Here is an 18,122-nt window from a genome sequence, read left to right on the forward strand (position 1 = left end):
GATGCAGGTTCAGCGCAAGAAATAGCGCAGGTAATAAGTCTTAAATCGATGGACTTATCACCTGCGCTATAAAGTACGGTTTAGGTCAGTGATGATCTAAAGGGTATAGCAACCTATTTCACTAAATTCTTAAAAGCCGATCCAAAAATCAAATACTGGGTATTTCCACCAATAGTACCCTCGTTTTGTCCCCAAAAGAAAGGCCAGTCGTCGTAGTTTTCAAAGTGGTCGGGTTTCCTGAACAGTAAGCCAGGCGCAACATTGCCGGGAATAAAGGAGAAATCAGCCCTGTTGTTGCCATAAAACACTGACTTCGGACGTGTAGCACCAACGGTTGCAACCAGGGAATAGTTGTGATAGGGATGACAACCATATAGATAATCAGCGGCCTTAAAAGCATGCCTCTTGTCGATGATTTCAGGAAAGTATTTGCTGGCAAAGCTGACCGTTGTACCAAAGTTCGTCACGTCGCCGCTGCCTGCCCAGTTGCCCAGACCAATAGGTACCCCGTATGGATTATTCTTTTCCAGGCCGGTGATATACTCTTTGTATTTCACCATGTACGGCCGAAGCTTTTCTTTATATGCCGCGTCCATGTGCGGTATCGCGTCTAATGCAGTCAGCAGGTTCATATTAACGTTGCGGTCAAGTGCGGGCCATAAGAGTTCCTGGAATTTATTTAAGTATTGTTGCTCCCTGGTGGAGATGTACAATTGAAGATTGGTTGAAATATTCGAACCGCCCCTTCTGCCTAAACTATCCTGCGGCCGGTTGGCCAGTAATTCGGTTGCTTCCTTTAGCAGTCTTTTCGACTGCTGCAACGCTCTCGCCGATAGATCATCGTTATAACCCTTTAGTGCCCGGCTTGCTGCAGCCAGCATCGTTGCGGCACTAAGATCGAGGCCGGGATTACGGCTGGTGAACGCCCACAAATCATCCTTAACCCCGCTCGACCTGCCATCAGCGGCTACCTCGTAAGGACCAAGGTTGGGATTGTAAGGAAGACCGTCTGTTAGTGAGGCTGCGTCGCCAAGGTGATGATAGTTATCGAGAACAGCGTTGGAAAGTGTTTGGGTCATATGGCCCACAATCTCTGCCTGGGCTACCAGGTTTAGTACCCCATGCTCAATAAACTGCAATACATCGGGGGTTCCATCGGGGCGATGGAGATCCACATAGCGTTGCTTCTGGTCAATAAAAGTTTGATCGCGCTTTGGTTGAAAATATTCCCATGTTCTCACAAAGTTTTGCACCACGCTGATATTTGATCCGGTCTCGATATCAAAATCACCGGCGTCGAAATAACCACCCACGTTCAATCCCGGGATTAAGTCAAGTGCTTTATACTTCGTATCGGTTGTTGGTCCCTGGGCATGAAGATCGAAGTGATCGGTGTTTGGTGGCGCCTGGCGATAACCTTCTTTAAAAGGCTCGCCATGCCATACCCGGTAAGCCTCGTTTACAAACATATGATCCATATGTATCGGGATCCATATGTCGCTGGTGGCATCAGTGATCTTGTTGTAAACAGTACTGTCGATTAAGAAGTTGTTGGTCTTAAGTGCTCCATATTGGATATAATAGATGCCCGGAGTTTTTACCGAAGAGAAATCAAACTTAACGTAGTTGTATTTGAAGTAATTACCCCATGGTGTAATGTTGCCGCTGAATACTTTGGTAGCGGCGCCATCAGCCCCGATTTTGTATAAAGCCGAAGTGGAGAGCGGTTTGTCTTTCTTGTCGAGTTCGATAACGGCAACTTTTGGTTGCGCAGGCAGGTAGCCTACCTGGGAAAAACCGATGTTCGGCTCCCGTATCCAGTTAGGAATAGCATTTGGTTCAACCGTCCAGGTTAGCACCTTGCCAGTTTTTCCTGCAGGCAGCATACTGCGCACTACAAACCAGCCGTTTTGGGCAATCATACGACCGTCAAAGAGCATAAGGTCAGCATCCTGCGAGGTAATTTTTACCAGCCGTGAGGGCTCATCAGGTGCCAGCAGAAAAGTACGCCCCTTTTCAAGCGGAAGCGGATCGATGTATTTTCCCGTGCCCCTGTCGTCTGCGGTTTTATACCCTTTGTACTGCTTTGGTTTTTCGCTGTTTGGTCGGGTAGTGGTATTACCTACCACATAACGGGGGAACCGGTTATAGCGCCCATCCATCAAATAGGTTTTTTGCCAATACTGCGATGGCAGAAACTCGAGGTTAAAACCGGCACTACCTTCAAGTGCCTTAGGGAGGGCTTTATCCAGGTAAACGGATATTTCAACCCCTTTGCCCTTGGCGGTGACGACCACCCGTGAGTTAAACTCGTAATCTTTATAACTTAAGGTAGCCTCGATGGTTTTCGCCGCACGGTCTATCTTCCGGTTGGATATATCGGGAACAAGATCCCACTGCTCCGGGGTATTAGAAAGCCGTACTGCGCCACCTTGCCCTGTACGAACACCGTGGTGGATCAGCTCTATCCCGGCGTTTTTTTCATCGTTAAAACCGCCGGTAAAAAGGTTATTGTACACCAGCACATTCACCCCTTGCCTTTCAAAATACTCCAGGTCGTTAAGTTTTAAATCCTGCCCTGAAGCATAATGGACTGCCGCAAGTAGCAGTATTCCAAGTGATAGAAGTTTCTGTTTGTTCATGTCAGTTTTACAATCGTTAATGTAACCGATTACACGCGAATAAAGGTAAAGTAAACCCTCCTAAATACCGGGGGAAATCGGTTGCACTAAACATCTTTATGGACCCGGCTCCGGGAACATCAGGGAGGCAGCCGTTGCGTCGCACTCTTGTGCTTTTTGTAATGCTATTCACCAGGTTGTTCCCCTATCTTACGATGACCCGGAACCGGGATAGAGGGAGGTCCTGGACCTTCCGCAAAAACAGTTGTTCTAAGAACAACAATTATCCCCAATTCGAGGTGCCCTTCGGAACACCTCGATAATCAGCAAACCTGGCCTGCTTAAGGCATCCTTGAGAGGGAGATATGTTCCACGTTATGTATACTCGCTTTCTCCGCTTCGATCTCCCCTGTGGACGGCCTTATACAAAAGGCGTTAAGAACTTTACTTCAAAGATGCGTTAAGCAGCGAAAATGGAGAACTTTGTACAACTGGGATTTATGAGTCCTCGCTAAGCAAAGATCCACAGCCCGGCTTTAGCTTTTTCGCTGTAGCATCGTGAAGTAAAGTTTAGCCTTTTGTATACAGCCCCGTCCGACTGGCGTCAGCCGGGCGGGCTTGATCTTTTTGCTTCTTTTTGCCCGTCCGAATGGCTTCAGCCGGGCGGGCATCAAAGCCTGTCCCGACAAAGTCGGGAGCAAAAAGAAGAGCATAACACAAGCATTTGCCTCCAAACGATTAACCAGTTTATTCCACTGTCTCTGCAGAATAACCTGTAACCAGGATAGCAAGAGGTCTTAGGCCTCGAGCAAATAGAGCGTTTTAAAAAACAACAATTGTTCCCAACTTAGAGGTGCCCTGCGGAATACCTCGAACAACGGGTGTCCTCGATCAAGAGCTGTCCTCTATTACCGAATATCCACAGCGCGGTTTAGCTTTTTCACTGTAGCAGCATAGTAAATTTCAGCCGTTTCAATACAGCCACGCCGACTGGCGTCAGTGGACGGGCTGATCTTTTCGACTATAAATTGACGCTAAGTTGCCTCGTAAAATACAACTGTAGGGTAGATAAGCAGCAGATCCATCTCATCGTCAAGCAGTCGCGGATATGTACATCTATTCTACTGTTTGGCATCGTTTTTATATGTTTTTAATCACTTATACATTCATTACTCAAAACCTATATCATGAATTCAGACTTAACAGAATACTCGGATTACAACTACCTTGACAGCGACAGCCAGGACTCCAAACGCGAGCTAAAGAAAGTTTTGATTGGCGTTCTAGCAGGCGCTGCGCTGGGTGGATTGGTCGGTGCAGCATTCACCGAAAAGGGTAAGAAAACAACCAGCCGTCTTACAAGAAGTACAAAGCAACTTGCTGAGAACATCAAAGAGAAGGCTGTATCCAGTGGTGTTGCGGATAGCCTTGCACGTACTTACGAAGCAGCAAAAGACAGTGTTGTTGACGCTATCGGAAAAGAGGCACAAAACTTTACCTCGGGAGGTAAAACCAATAGCGGGTCAACTGGCAACGTATAAGCCGATAAGGGGACGCAAGAAAGGCTAAGGGGTATTCCTTTAGCCTTTCTTTTTTATTAAGAGTAGTTCAAGGCCTAGGCATTCCCGCCCTTAGCGTTGTTCTTCATACGCACACATGCGCCATGTGTATTATGCCGGGCAGCAGACTCAAAAATTGTATTTACCCTTATAGGCATATCTTTGACCACTTATGGTTTGGCTGTATAGGTGCCGCTTCTCAAAGGACAACATGGAGGAACGGGAAAAAATACTTCACAGCCATAGGTAATTTTTTATCACCTTAAAATGAATTGTATGTCTAAGAAGACAGCGCATCCCAAAAAGAATAAGCCTACCAAAAAGAAAAGCTCAGCCCAGCGGAAACCGAGCAGAAAGAAATAAGTACGGTAAGGTCAAAACGCAGCGCGCCCGGTTCACAGAGCCGGGCTTTTTTTTACGCCAGAGTTGGTATTTTGGTTAAAGACTTCCAGCACCAGGTTTTCTTCGCCAGCAATTTGTCCTATTTGTCTCGCTTCGCTAAGACTTTGAACAACCGAGCGTACGACGGAACACTTAGGGGGAACAGAAGAGGGGTATTACATATCGCCAGGTGGAAATGGACAAGGTTAAATACACGTGGTCCTAATCTGATATTTGTTTATTTGGGCGGGCTTTTATTTCGGTTATGATGTTTTTTCAATGTTCTCAATGAGTGCTTTGCAATTCGCTGCTACTCCTCGCCTCCTACGTCGGCTGCTGCAATCCCGGTCCGACTAGTCATCCGTGCGGGCCTCATTTATACGCCGACTCATGAAAGTTCGTAAGGGATAACCAACGGAACTTCAGAGAATATTTTTCGGTGAGGCAGGGCAAAGGCGTTTTTGAGTGCCACTGGAGACATCCGCACAAGGTGCTACTTGTTGAAATAGCCCATGTTTACCGGCATATAGGAAATGGACAGGATCAAAAATCATCCCCAGTTCCTAAAGACTAATTACCCTTCACGGGTGTGCAACACTGTATGGCCAGCCAAAGGTGGGATTTTTGCTTGTGAATGTTGTAAGTGACTACAAAAGTGGTAAGCAGCATAGAAGCGTGGGTTAGCTACTAGTATCATTTTTGTTTAGCTAGTAAAGGCGCCTAATAGAAGTAGGTAGGTAGAGCGGCATCGTTTGCAAGTAAGCCATCGTTCAGCGAATAACGTGTAGGAATGCCGAACCCAGGTGTAACCCCCAAGAAGAACATCAAAACATACAATATCTGTAACCTTTAAGAAGTTTTGTAAAGAGCAATGTTATTTATCATTGTTGCGTTCTTTGCCGTGTTAAGCTTTTAATAAGTATCGAAACTTCCAATTCAAATGACTGCAAAGACCCATGACGTCGGGAAACAACGTTCTGTTATTAATTCCAAATACAGAAAGTTTTTTTATAATTTCTTCTTTAATGATGGCGGGAATCACGATTAGAGTTAAGAGATTTTTTATGCCGCCATTGCTTTCTAGCTCTACAAACTTCTTGTCAGAAGTAGAATATTTATGAGCAGTAAACCAACCGGATTGAGCAACTATTCGAACATTATTAAGTGATGGTCTTAAAACCTTCGTTCGCTCATTTGTAAAAGGAGATTCGTTCTTGTTTATATCTACGATAAAGTCGTCACTTGCTTCAAAAATATAAACAAATGAGTCGTTTGATATTTTATATTCATTAGAACAAGCAAACCATAGGGCAACTAGAGGATTGCTGCTCCAATCTAATAATCTTGTTTTCAGGCCAAAATGCTGCGCAAAAACCAACCAGTCCCAATCGTTTTTAAAGTTAGGAGTAATTAAAAGTGGTGAACGCCTTTTAAGTTCATCCAACATGTCTATTTCAACTGCTGTAGTATCCTTTTGGCGGCTTTCTCGTGCCACTGTGGGGATTAACGGTTTGCTATCTGATTGTCCTCTATATAAAGTGATTCCTTTTCCCACGGTATCCAGCCTTTCTATCACTTCCAGATATTCAGAAAATGAGGAGATTTTTATTTTACTTTTCATCTAGATGATTTCTGAACTGTTCTAATTATTAAATTGATACTTTGAGAAATATCCTTTTATGTCAATCAATGAATTTCTTTTCCCCTTTGTAGGTGTTCTTGACCTGCAACCATAGCCGAAAGAAGAGTTGTTGGTTAACAACACCAATAACGAAGAAAACTACTCTAAACGGTAAATCTCGTTTGCGTGCTTAGTAATCAAGTTTATCCCGCTCAGCGCTTTCATCTTCCTTTTTTGCATCCTCTTCATAGCGCACGGTCAAATGCTCAAAAATTGAGGCAACCGCTGGAAATCGATTTTGGTGTAATTGGGATAAGTTTCTGTAGTAGTTAGCCAAAACTCTCTCTTGATTACCACCCTCGAAAGCGCCTCTCGTTGTAACACCTCTGCTATTTATTATCGCAGTGTAAAAGTTGTTCTTTAAGCTATCCGTGTTGATAGTTTCGATAACCTTACAGATTGCATCTGGTGGCCAAACAGCGTCATTCCTAGGAAAGCCTGTTAAAACCTCGCCAATGTATGCGTCAGCAGTATTTAATCGGCCGTAGCTTTCGGCAAAGTTCCTGACCTGCTCTATCCAAGCCCACAAGAAAGCTTCATTTATCATCAGATTATCTTCTAAACCGGGTATTTGACGCCAGGTTCGAAGGAGATCATAAGCTTGCATACCTCTCGCGTGGGTTTGTTCATCAACCATATTAACTTGTTCTTTATTTGTCTCGTCATTCTCAGACTTATAAACCCATTTGAATACTTCAATAAAAAAATTAGGGTTCTTTGCCAACTCTTTGTGCAAATGCTTTGGGCTCCTTGCATACCCGTATGATGCCAAAGTCGGCAAATAAAACCATTCTAGCTGCAACAGCAATTGAGGCTCTACGTCTTGCCGCCGGTCAAACAACTCAAACAACATCTGAATTTCGTTGGATCGTACCCGATAATCCTCGCTCGCCTGATCGATGGCAGCTTTCGTCAAAACTTCGACAACAATGACACTTGGAAGTTCTTCAGCATAATGGTAGCATACATTGATCGCACTGAAGTACCTTTTGTGCTCAATGAGAGTATTAAGCCCTAAAATTTTTCCCTCTATGGGCAATTCCCAAAATGACGGAATAATTTTAAGCCAATACTCTTTCCTCACTTCTCCGTTTATTTCATCTATAAACCTCCATAGATCTAATGTTTGCCTAACTGGCACAAAAAACATTGCCAACGCATGATTTGAAAGTGCTGCTTCTTTCAAAAGACTATATGTGTCCCTTACCCAATCAAAGTGGTGAAGAAACTGTTTTCGTGACACAAACGCCTGAATAAACCTAAGATCAATTCCCTCATTCTCAAGGTGCAAGCATAACAATACAATGTCTTTTTTATCTTGAATAATATAAGCAAGTGTATCGCCGAGGATCCAAGGATCCTGTAAAGCGGCAGCTATTTCTTCTATTTGGTGCAATCCGTACTCCTTATGAATATTTGTTAAGGCTTCTACTCGCCTATTAGTAATGAGTATTTGATGTTCATCTGTAGATACCGCCTTTCGTTGAAATCCCTCAGGAAAACTTGGCCAATGCTCGTCAAACAGCCAGAGAACTTTTAAAATGTTATCATTTGGGGCTAGGGCATTATAAACGTTCTCATATAGCGCCAAGATTTCTTCAGGTAACGCCCAAGGACTTTCAGGGTAGGAACGGTGGCGCGCCAAAATGCCCCGTAAGGCATGCCATGTGGTATAGTGCACTTGATGTATTTCTTCTATGGCAGCTCCCACATACTCAAGGATTTTGTTTCTATCTCCGGGACGAAGTTCTACAGACTTTTGAATTAGGGTAGCAATTTGATCTTCGGATTTATTACATATTGAAATAAGAAGATCAACCGCACTAGAATATGTTTCCCATATCTCGTTGTACGTGTACGCCTTTTCCGTAATTTGGTCAAACAATCTCCACCTCATCCTATGTGTAAATTGCCCTACGCCATGAGGTTCAGGTAGCATCCGAATTAGAAGTGTCCAACCAACTTCCTTTTCCCTTTCGCAAATTAAATTGAGAGCCGCGAATCTTGCCTCAGATGTTGCATTTGTCTGATAGTGCCACGGCTTGAAAATTTCGGCTAAACTGTTTATGGGTCTATTAGATAGACTACCACCGGGATCAATAGCGGCAATCCTCGCAAGTAAAAGAACAGACCTAGAAAAATAATCTGGCAACCAAGCAAGATTTTCCAATGCCCAAAGCAACCCGGTATGATAGCTTTGTGAATGCAAAAAACCCGTTTCTTCATCGAAAAGACTTTTTACAGGTGAATTTACAGTTGGCATATTTTTTTCTATGGCTTCTAAAAATGCCCTTGGTGATGCTTCGGCCAGCAATGGGAATTTACTTTCGATAGATTTCCATAAAAGTGGATCATCAGAGCTTAGAAGTTCAGCAATAATACCATCCACCCATAAAGGACCGCTAACAGGTAAATCAAACCTTAGATCATTACCAAATATTGATACTAAAGTCAGTGATTGTGTAATACCCTCACGTATTGACCCAGAAAAAGTTCTCTCTTTACCATAAAAAGAAGACATGTGTCTTTGTTCTGGCGTTATTTCAAAGGCAGGATTGATTTCACCTAATATTTCAAGAAATGAACTCCGTAATATTTCGAAATCATTTTTGGTCAGATATTTTGACACGTTGGCCCAAGCGTCCAAAGGTGAAGCTACGCGCCACGTGTCTCCGATTTTGAGAAGTGGAGAGTCAGCGCTATTTAGCCACCGGCTAAGCTTTTTTGCATGTTCTTCGTAATCTTCGCCTGCAAGCTTTGCTAATATATTCTTATCATTATGGTAACGATCATCCCACCTTCCTACAATGAGAGCCGGCAGGATTTCTCGCACAATTTCAGGTTTTGCCCATTCTGGAATATTTCTATTGAACTCCAGTTGTCGCCTAAGTATCGTTAAGTTCCTCACTGACTCTTTTGAATACCTTTCCGCTATCTCCTCGGGTATACCAATATTAACTAGTGCATTTACAAAGGCTTTTCTTTCCAGTTGTGTAAGCACGATCTTATTTTTCCAGTTATCGGAAGCATCAGCTCCCAAAGGCACTATGACAGAATGGCCATTTAAAACAGCGCGGTTTATTACCCCAGAGTCCTCAAACCTACTAATGAGAATCAGTGGGCTAGTTATTACGGAAAGCTTCCGGAATGTTTCTTCATTGTCTACTATAATGCTTCTTGCAAAAAAGCCTTCAGACAAAGTCGTCTCATGTTTATGACAGGCGACAATGAATGCCAAAGCTTCTTCTCTTGAGGTCGCTTGTACCGAAACGATGGAAGGCTCTTTGACTGATTCAAGCAGTGATTTCCTTTGTGACTCTCTGCCTCCAAGAAGTAGGTCTGGACTCAACTTGAGTTTCGGCCCGCTTGACCATTCCTCCCAGAAATCTTCTGTAGATTGTATTCCTCCATCTCGAAATTTTCCTAAATGTTTGGTGGCCAGCCAAGCTGCAACTGTTGGAGCGATTTCTAACCATTCTTCCAGTATTGCTGCATCAATCACTTTGATGTCTTTCCAAACACCGCCCTTTTGCTTTTCTTCTATCCATTCCTCCCTCTTTGTCCATAAACGTGGGGTTACAAAAACATAAGTACATTCTGCAGGATTGTATCCCAAAGGGTTTTTAGTACGCTTTTCGTAATCCTCATCCGCTTTAGCTTTTACGCCGGAGTTTGCTCCGAACTCCCAGACCGATATACCGTCCGGTACATATTCAATTCCACTGGTAAGAATTGCAACTCCGTCCCAGCCTCCAATTAAAACGTTTTCACCAGATGGAAAATGTACACTTTCAATGGAGTCAGATGTTGCACGAATCAGCTTTCTAATAAGTTCCGGTAGTGTGTCTTGGCAATTTCGTCTGCTAGCCCAGTGCCGTATATCTGTAGTATCAATCCATTTCATAATTGTCTAAACAAGAACCACTCTTTTCTATTAATATAAGTTATATTATTCTGGTGACGAAAAAGACTTTGTGATCGATCTTTACGTGCAAACATAGCCGAATGAAAACTAGTGGTGAAGAACCCCAATAACGGTGAAAATGCCAACCAAAGCCGCTATTTTTAATTGCCTATTGTCCTGCCGCCATTAGGTCTGGTGGAGTAGGTCGAAAGCTCAAAGACTTTGTATAATCATACTCTGTACCTCTTTAAATCTTAAACACTTAGTAGTTTCTATAATCAGTTGATGTTGTTGAAGTATGCTCTCTTAAATAGCTCTCAACTTCGTCCAAACTAATATTGCCTTCAAAAGTATTCCACATAATACAGTTCATCTTATTCGAAGCAGAAATGTGTTCATCGTCAAAGATTTCCTGAATGGAAGTATGCCTTACCTGACATTGTCCCGGCATATGTTGCATGCATGAATCAATATTCTTAATTTGTTGATTTGTCAGTTTTTCAGAATTTTCCAAATTACCATTGATCTTTTGAAAACCCAATATAGGAAAATATTGCGTGCTCTGAATTGTATACTTATCAATCAAACTTAAAATTTGGGAATTTAACTCATCTATTATACTAAAGTAATTAGAGAGCAACTCAGCAGCTGTTTCATAGTGATAGGTTATAGTTTTAGATGATCCTATTGCTAAAATCTTGTCACCATTTTTCAATGTATCTAAATCTTCTGTAATGCTTACTTTTATATCCCCACCGGCATAAATTTCCTTCACGATATTTTGAACTTTTCTTACATCAAGTGCAGTTACAGGCAAATGCAAGTTTGAAATAGCATTGTAAACTGAAGAGAAGTTGTCTGTTTTAATTTTATTAATTCGAATAGTTAAACCACCGTCAAGAACGATGTCATGTTCACTAATCATTTCATTCTTTGAATCTTTTCCGTATTCAACTAGTAAAAAGTTATTCTTAATTTTAGAAGCTAATTCAGAATTAGGTTCAACATACGAGAATATTGTCTTTAGAATTTTTTTGATAATATCATCTCCCACACTGTAACCTAAAAAGATAATCAGTTTATGAATAAATAAAGATAGCAGTTGTGCTCTTATTAGTTCAAATTTGCTGTCGAAGTCAAAATAGTCTTTTTCAGTAATTATGATCCTTTCCGGACTTTCAAAACAACCATGTATTTTATAAACGGATCCGTAGGGATTACTCAGCAGAATACTATTTCCAATCAACTTTGTAAACTCAAATACACTTTCAATCAATCCATCGTAGTTTGTTGTAATAATTGAACCAATGTTTTTCCTGATTTTTTTGAGGTCTTTGAGTTCTTCTGCCATGTCTTCTCGAAACTCAAGTTTTGAAAATACTTCGGCTATGTAAATTTTAAATCTGCTTAAATTTACTCCATTTGCCATACTTTCATAGAAGATATCATTAATTCTTTTGAATTTGCCATTCCTATCTTCCTGCAACACATTATTGAACTTATCCTCAAGAATAGTGGCAATTTTTAGATAATTAAAGCTTCCGCTTTCGTGACACCTTCCCTTCACATCAAAATAGTATTCAAGATTTTCAGTCAAATCAAAAGCGATTTTACTTAATAGATCGTTCCAGTTATAAGAACCTTTTAAATAACGTAAACTAATACCAGTGCCAACAAAGAGAATAGGGTGGTTCCTGTATTGTTTAATAAATTCTTGGATCGTCATAGTTTGCTTCGATTTAGCTTGTGTTAAATGATGTCAGCAGCAGTGGGTTACACAATATAACATCCTTTTGCTTATTTAATTGGGCTGAACGTATGATGTCTTCCAGGTTAAGACCAACAAAACTCGACAAGTACAAGTGAGTGATGGCACTTGAGGGCGCCACAGCTCCGCGATGCTGAACAAAGAACAACGTCGGTTCCATAAAAAGTTCAATAAAACAAAAAAACCGGTTATGAGAACCGGTTTTTTTGACCAGTTTATGACTACACCAGCATCAGTTTGCTGGTAGCCGTTACTTAATTCTCAGCTCTCTACTTTGAATGCATGGTCCCTTGCCTTAGTACAAAAGCTAACTAAGTAAACGCTGGCAAGACGAATACAACTTATCAAGATGCTACTTTTCTAGAAATACCTTTAATGCTATCGCTGCAAGAACCTTTATTCATCATGGGATAACTCGACAGCAAGTATCTAGTTTGGTTTGCGTTGCCAAAGCTGCGTAAGGGATAGGAGCGGAAAGCCCGCAATCCCGACGAAGGAGGGTGAGGACTTGGAGCGTCCGCCCGGATGACAAGGTCGGACGGGGATAGCCCGGCCCCTTGCGTAGCTTGGGGACACGCCCCAGACAAAAACTTCTTTATAACAAAAAACCGGTTACAAGAACCGGTTTCCCTTACAATTTTATCGCTGTACCAGCCAGCTCTTCCTGTAAACCTTCATAAATGCTCACCTTTGTACCCTGAATGACGGTTCCCTTGCCTCGGGGAAGGCTGACTAAGGAGACCTAAGCAGGACGAAGAAGTGGAAGTGGTGTTTGCGGCAGGACAAAATTTATTTCGTCTTACTTGCCTCAAGAACTGCGGTAAAAGCCGGCTTAGCGTTTAGCTCTCCATCAAATAGGAGCGCATCCTGCCCCCTGCGCCATGAGCGGGTATCGCTTAGGCCCCAGAAGGTTACGCGGTCAATAACTTTTTCGTGACGCATGAAGATTTCGAACAACTTTTTATAGACCTCAGCCTGCTTTTCATAATTCTCTGCCGGAATTTTCCGGTCTCCCTGGTTTACACCCATAGCGCCACTATTACTTCCTGTTGCTGTTACGTCCAGTTCGGTAATAGAAACCTTGAGACCTAGGGCCGCATAGTTTTCAATAGCTTTTTCCACATCGGCGAGGTTGGTGTTCAGGTGCCAATGTCCCTGGATGCCTACACCGGTGATTGGAGCACCTTCTTTAAGGAGTCGCTTAAGCAGTAACAGGGAGCTTGCGTGTTTGCCTTTATTTTCCACCGCGCCCTGCTCGATGTTGTAATCGTTGTAGTACAACTGCGCCTTAGGATCAGCTTCATGTGCCCACTTGAAAGCCTGGGTGATCACTTCTGGTCCAACGGCCTTATACCAACTCCAGGTTCTGAGGTTTTCTGTTGAGCCGTCACCGCCGTCGGCAATGGATTCATTAAATACATCCCAGCCGGTAATACGTCCTTTGTATCGTCCGGCTACGGTCATGATATGTTTCTTCAGACGTTCCAAAACGACTTCTTTGCTTGCGAGCGGACCGGGAATAAAGCCCGGCGGGTTGCGACGTGGCCTGCTAGTGTCGCCTGGTTGCCGAGGAGTTGGCGGAGGGGGTGGAGGGGTTGGGGTGGCGGTCGCCGCACCTTTCTCCTGGAAGAACCATTGCGGGGTTTGTCCATGCCAGGCTAAGGTATGTCCCCAAACCTTTACATCGTTCTTCATACACCAATCCACCATGGCATCGGCGGTTTCAAATGTGTAGGTGTCCTCGGTAGGATGCGTGCGCTCCGGTTTCATGCAATTTTCCGGGGTAACGATGTCGTAATGTTTTTTGATACTTGCCTGGTAGGTTTCTGAGTTCATCCTTAAATCATCGGCAGCCCCTATCCAGAACTTTCCTTTATAGGCCTGCTTTAATGATTTTTGAGCCGCTACAGGGATCTTTTCCTGTCCGACTGCACTGACAGCCACCGTTGCACTCAAGATGATGCTTGTGACCAGTTTTTTGTTAATCATTGTTTTTACGTTGGGTTGTATTAAGTTAATGGTATCGATGCTGTGTTTTATTGTTCCCCGTACCGGATAAAAGGTTTGCTGTTCCTTCTTTTTTAAAGTTGAGACTGCAGTGTTTCCCAAACATAGCTACGAACCCGCAATTTACGCCCTAATTGAGAATGAAACCGATTGCAAATGCAGGTAAAACCGGGGCTCGCCGATTATCAAAGCACAACTGCCGATAGAAGTATTCAGCCGAACGGGGATAGTATTTGAAAAATCAATGTTCGTATGCTTTGCAGGAGCCTATCGTCCTGTTTGCATCTCAGGACTTTTTAATCCTGAAAAGGTCCGGCTTTTCATTTATATCCGAGATCGGAGACATATCCATAGTCGGGGTTCATTGAAGCAAACTAAGGCGACTCCCGCAGCACGAAGGATTATGTTTTGCTTTTCTTTTTGTCTTGATACAAAAAGAAACAAAAAGATCAAGCCCGCCCGGCTGACGCCAGTCGGACGGGGCTGTATAGAAAAGGCTAATCTTTACTTCAGGCTGCTACAGCGGAAAAGCTAAAGCCCGGCCAGGAATCACCTGTCAGGTAAGACTTGTGAAATATCACTGTGCACAGCTTAGCATTTTCGCTGCTTAACGCATCCTTGAAGTAAAGTTCTTAACGCCTTTTCTATAAGGCCAAATCAGCGAAGATCGAAGCGTATCAAGCGAATTGACCTGGTGGTCAAGGGCGTTCAATTCAAAAGTACATAATCGTGTTACTGGAAAATAGGTTAACACGTATGCCGAACTTTGTTGTTGGAAGCATGTGTCTCTGTAGGCCCCCAGCCCGGGCGAAAAACCATATGTCACAACCGTTTCACCTATCGGAACTGAACCGTCACCTAAAGCCTCGACGTGTTCAATTTCGATTTGGATCAACGCTTATCTTTAAGGCTTGGATTGCTGCTACTGCCAGGCACTAAAAGCTATCATTATCTCGGTAGTTGCAATTCCATAGATATTTTAAATCGCTCTTAAATCATCTTAATATGTCCACTTATCTATCTAATCGGGTTAAAACCGGCCTATTCTCTATATTACTATTTTCTGCTGTATCTACCATGGCGCAGGATGGTACCATCTATCCGCTTGAGGCCCCCCCGGAGCCAAATGCTATTCTCCTTGGTACGGGTGGGGTAAATGGACAGAAGGCGAAAGAAACCTGGTTCCGCCAATGGGGTGACCCTATGGCCCGAAATGTTACCACGGCAACCCTGACCCCGTTCCTGCCCGCAAAAGGCAAGGCAACCGGTGCTGCGGTAATCGTGGCACCTGGCGGTGGCTTCAGGTGGCTCTCAATGGACAATGAGGGTTGGGAAGTAGCAAAGGCACTTGCTGATAAAGGCATAGCCGCCTTTGTACTCAAGTACCGGCTCCAACCCACTCCCGAATCGCCGGAAGACTTTAAGGCATCCATGAATGCACCACGGCCTGCACCACCTGCGCCTTCGGCCACCACGCCTGCTACAACCTCGGCCGCAGCGCCGCAGCGGGACCTTTCTAACCAGCTGCAGGACGCGGAAGCCGCCTACACACTAATCCTCAAACGAGCCCAGGAGTGGGGTGTTGATACGGATAGGATAGGCATGATCGGCTTTTCGGCAGGTGCCATGCTTACCATGCATGCAACACTACAATCTAAAACCATGAAGCTTGCCTTTATTGGTCCGGTCTACGGCGGTATGGGCCCCGTGGAAGTGCCAAAAGACGCTCCTCCAATGTTCAATGTCATCGCCTCCGATGATGGTCTTTTCAGGGGTCAGTTCGGCGTGGTGGACTCCTGGTTTAAAGCAGGCAGGCCTGTTGAGTTCCACCTTTACCAGAATGGCGGCCACGGCTTCGGACTGGGTAATCCCGACCGGACCAGTAATAAGTGGTTTGATGCCTTTATGCACTGGCTCGACGTGAATAAGTTTCTAAAGGCGAAGCAGGGGAAGTAATTACGCCATCATTTGGGTAAGCGCTGTTTCAGTTCAGGAAACTTGTACAAAAAATGACAATCGCTATTTTTCCGTTTCAGTGGATGATGGACCGCTAACCTAAAAAGTAAGGCATAACACTTGAATGAACGTACTCCGACCCTCCATGGATTATGTAACAAGGTTGTAATACAAAGAGGAAAACTGTTTACAATGACGATTTGAAAATATCTTGTTAGCTCATTTTTTCAATGGAAGAAACAACAACCAACAAGCGAAGAGAATTTTTGAAAAAGGCACTTGCAGCTAGCGCGGCAGCTGCCTTGACTCCGCAGCTCTTAAATGCGACATCCAACGGACAGAAGTACACGAAAATCGGAGATGGATTCACTTTTTTGTTTCAGGGGGACTCCATTACCGATGGCAATCGTACCCGCAACAACGATTGGAACCATGTGATGGGTCACGGCTATCAATACATCATTGCAAGCAAGTTGTGGTATGATTTTCCAAAAAAAGGATTCAAAATTTTCAACCGGGGCATTAGTGGTAATAAGGTAACTGACTTAACTGCACGCTGGCAGCAAGATACATTGGACCTAAAGCCGGATGTCTTGAGTGTATTAATCGGCATTAACGACGTGGCAGCCTTCGTTGCCGGCAACAAGGATTTTTCGGTGGAGCAATATGAAAATGGCTATCGTTCATTGCTGCAACAAACCAGACAGCAATTACCTGACATACAAATGGTGTTGTGCGAACCATTTATTCTTTTGGTCGGAAAATTGAAGGCGAAATGGGAAGACTATTCAACCGAAGTAAAGAAGCGACAGGCGGTAGTACAGCGGTTAAGTGAAGAACACAATGCGGTTTTTGTTCCGTTTCAATCTGCATTTGATAAAGCATTGTCAAAGGCACCCGCCGACTACTGGATCTGGGATGGGGTTCATCCGATGCCTGCAGGTCATGAACTGATGGCAAGGGAGTGGATGCACCATGTAAGTAAAAGAATAAGGTTTATAAAATAATTTCACTAATAATCGCTCTTGTTTAATTCGGCTAGTGGTTTAGGGATTTGCTCCGGCAGGCTATGCCGTACAAGAGTGCGACCCACCCATCAATTGGGAGCACCGCGCAACGATGCTCTATAAAATTCCTGCTGTTCGATTCATAATAATTCGTAACCAAACCACGAAAACTGATCGGTTGCAGCCAGGTCGTTTTCGTGGTTGCTGACTTTTCTATTTACTGTTAAGCCCGTTATCTTTACCACTACAAACCTTTATTATGAAATACATTCTCTCCACTATTTTGGTTGCACTTTCAATTGGCGCAACAGGGCAGAAGCATTCGTTGGAAAAGATATGGGAAACAGATAGCATTATTGCTGTACCGGAATCTGTTTTGCCGGAAGGGAATATCCTTTATACCTCTTTAATTGATGGAGCGCCATGGGGAGCAGATGGCAAAGGTGGGGTTGCAAAACTTACGTTAGCAGGAAAGGTTATCGACACGACATGGGTGACCGGCTTACATGCACCAAAAGGAATGGGACGGGTTGGCAACAGCTTATATGTAGCAGATATTACCGAAGTGGTTGTGGTTAATGTTACGAATGGAAAAATTGAAAAGCGGATTAAGGTTGAGAGTGCGGTTGCACTAAACGACGTTACCGTAACAGACAGGGGCATAGTCTATGTTTCCGACTCCAGAACCGGAAGAATTTGGCGTCTTGAAAACGATGTTCCCCAGTTGTTTCTGGAAAACATGACCAATGTAAACGGATTGAAATGGGTTAAAAATGAATTATACATTGCCTCGGGAAAGTCTTTTGTAAGAGCAGATTCAAATAAGAAAATAACTGCCATAGCCGAACTACCCGAAGGCGGAGACGGTGTTGAACCTGTTGGTAATGGAGATTTTATCGTCACCTCATGGATGGGTTATGTTTACTATGTAACTGCAGACGGTAAGGTTGAAACATTACTTGACCTGACGAAAGAAAAAAAGAATACTGCTGATATTGGATACGATCCCGCAAAACGCATTGTTTATCTTCCGACTTTTAATGGTAAAACGGTTGCTGCATACAGGCTGAAATAGCCCGCCTCTCACAGGTGCTGCGTAAGACTATGCTTTAATCGTTAGTGTTTTTAAGGCCTGCCCCAGAAGTGAACCGACGGCCAGGAGTCCCCCATTATCTGAAAAGTAGTTGGAGAAAAGTTTGGAGGATTTTGTTTGAGGACCTTACTACAATATAACCCAT

The 18,122-nt window shown here is 43.5% G+C and carries 9 protein-coding genes; 4 read left to right on the forward strand and 5 right to left on the reverse strand.

Annotated elements, in window-relative coordinates:
- Nucleotides 1-113: 113 nt before the first annotated feature.
- The gene (locus EXU57_RS16640) at nucleotides 114-2,642 is read right to left on the reverse strand and encodes a cellulase N-terminal Ig-like domain-containing protein (RefSeq protein WP_133269369.1); all 2,529 of its coding nucleotides are present in this window, start codon (nucleotides 2,640-2,642) and stop codon (nucleotides 114-116) included.
- A gap of 1,166 nt (nucleotides 2,643-3,808) precedes the next feature.
- On the opposite strand from EXU57_RS16640, the gene EXU57_RS16645 reads away from it, so the two are divergent.
- Entirely contained in the window at nucleotides 3,809-4,162 is a 354-nt protein-coding gene (locus EXU57_RS16645) for a YtxH domain-containing protein (RefSeq protein WP_133269370.1), read from the forward strand.
- A gap of 1,303 nt (nucleotides 4,163-5,465) precedes the next feature.
- On the opposite strand, the gene EXU57_RS16650 is transcribed toward EXU57_RS16645, so the two are convergent.
- The 4 genes from EXU57_RS16650 to EXU57_RS16665 form a co-directional block, all read right to left on the reverse strand.
- Nucleotides 5,466-6,182, reverse strand: a complete 717-nt coding sequence (locus tag EXU57_RS16650) for an FRG domain-containing protein (protein ID WP_133269371.1) — start codon at nucleotides 6,180-6,182, stop codon at nucleotides 5,466-5,468.
- Nucleotides 6,183-6,372: 190 nt separating this feature from the next.
- Nucleotides 6,373-10,146: a hypothetical protein gene (locus tag EXU57_RS16655; protein ID WP_133269372.1), complete on the reverse strand. Its 3,774-nt coding sequence runs from the start codon at nucleotides 10,144-10,146 to the stop codon at nucleotides 6,373-6,375.
- Between the two features lie 262 nt (nucleotides 10,147-10,408).
- Complete coding sequence (locus tag EXU57_RS16660; protein ID WP_133269373.1) at nucleotides 10,409-11,872, reverse strand: SIR2 family protein; 1,464 nt, start codon at nucleotides 11,870-11,872, stop codon at nucleotides 10,409-10,411.
- Nucleotides 11,873-12,703: 831 nt separating this feature from the next.
- On the reverse strand, nucleotides 12,704-13,903 hold the full coding sequence (locus EXU57_RS16665; protein ID WP_133269374.1) for an endo-1,4-beta-xylanase: 1,200 nt from the start codon (nucleotides 13,901-13,903) through the stop codon (nucleotides 12,704-12,706).
- Nucleotides 13,904-14,926: 1,023 nt separating this feature from the next.
- Between EXU57_RS16665 and EXU57_RS16670 the strand changes: the two genes are divergently transcribed.
- The 3 genes from EXU57_RS16670 to EXU57_RS16680 all read left to right on the forward strand — a co-directional run bounded on the left by EXU57_RS16670 (nucleotide 14,927) and on the right by EXU57_RS16680 (nucleotide 17,959).
- Nucleotides 14,927-15,877 carry an alpha/beta hydrolase gene (locus EXU57_RS16670; RefSeq protein WP_133269375.1) on the forward strand — a complete coding sequence of 317 codons (951 nt, stop codon included), beginning with the start codon at nucleotides 14,927-14,929 and terminating at the stop codon, nucleotides 15,875-15,877.
- 230 nt (nucleotides 15,878-16,107) lie between these two features.
- Nucleotides 16,108-16,884, forward strand: a complete 777-nt coding sequence (locus EXU57_RS16675; protein ID WP_133269376.1) for an SGNH/GDSL hydrolase family protein — start codon at nucleotides 16,108-16,110, stop codon at nucleotides 16,882-16,884.
- Nucleotides 16,885-17,143: 259 nt separating this feature from the next.
- Nucleotides 17,144-17,959, forward strand: coding sequence for an ATP-binding protein (locus tag EXU57_RS16680; protein ID WP_133269377.1), 816 nt, complete (start codon nucleotides 17,144-17,146; stop codon nucleotides 17,957-17,959).
- Nucleotides 17,960-18,122 lie beyond the last annotated feature (163 nt).

This window comes from Segetibacter sp. 3557_3 (assembly GCF_004354985.1).
Classification (GTDB): Bacteria; Bacteroidota; Bacteroidia; order Chitinophagales; family Chitinophagaceae; genus Segetibacter.

Coding starts and splice junctions, on each gene's coding strand:
- EXU57_RS16660 (WP_133269373.1), bottom strand. CDS start 11,872: ATGACGATCCAAGAATTTATTAAACAATACAGGAACCACCCTATTCTC.
- EXU57_RS16640 (WP_133269369.1), bottom strand. CDS start 2,642: ATGAACAAACAGAAACTTCTATCACTTGGAATACTGCTACTTGCGGCA.
- EXU57_RS16645 (WP_133269370.1), top strand. CDS start 3,809: ATGAATTCAGACTTAACAGAATACTCGGATTACAACTACCTTGACAGC.
- EXU57_RS16670 (WP_133269375.1), top strand. CDS start 14,927: ATGTCCACTTATCTATCTAATCGGGTTAAAACCGGCCTATTCTCTATA.
- EXU57_RS16680 (WP_133269377.1), top strand. CDS start 17,144: ATGAAATACATTCTCTCCACTATTTTGGTTGCACTTTCAATTGGCGCA.
- EXU57_RS16665 (WP_133269374.1), bottom strand. CDS start 13,903: ATGATTAACAAAAAACTGGTCACAAGCATCATCTTGAGTGCAACGGTG.
- EXU57_RS16675 (WP_133269376.1), top strand. CDS start 16,108: ATGGAAGAAACAACAACCAACAAGCGAAGAGAATTTTTGAAAAAGGCA.
- EXU57_RS16655 (WP_133269372.1), bottom strand. CDS start 10,146: ATGAAATGGATTGATACTACAGATATACGGCACTGGGCTAGCAGACGA.
- EXU57_RS16650 (WP_133269371.1), bottom strand. CDS start 6,182: ATGAAAAGTAAAATAAAAATCTCCTCATTTTCTGAATATCTGGAAGTG.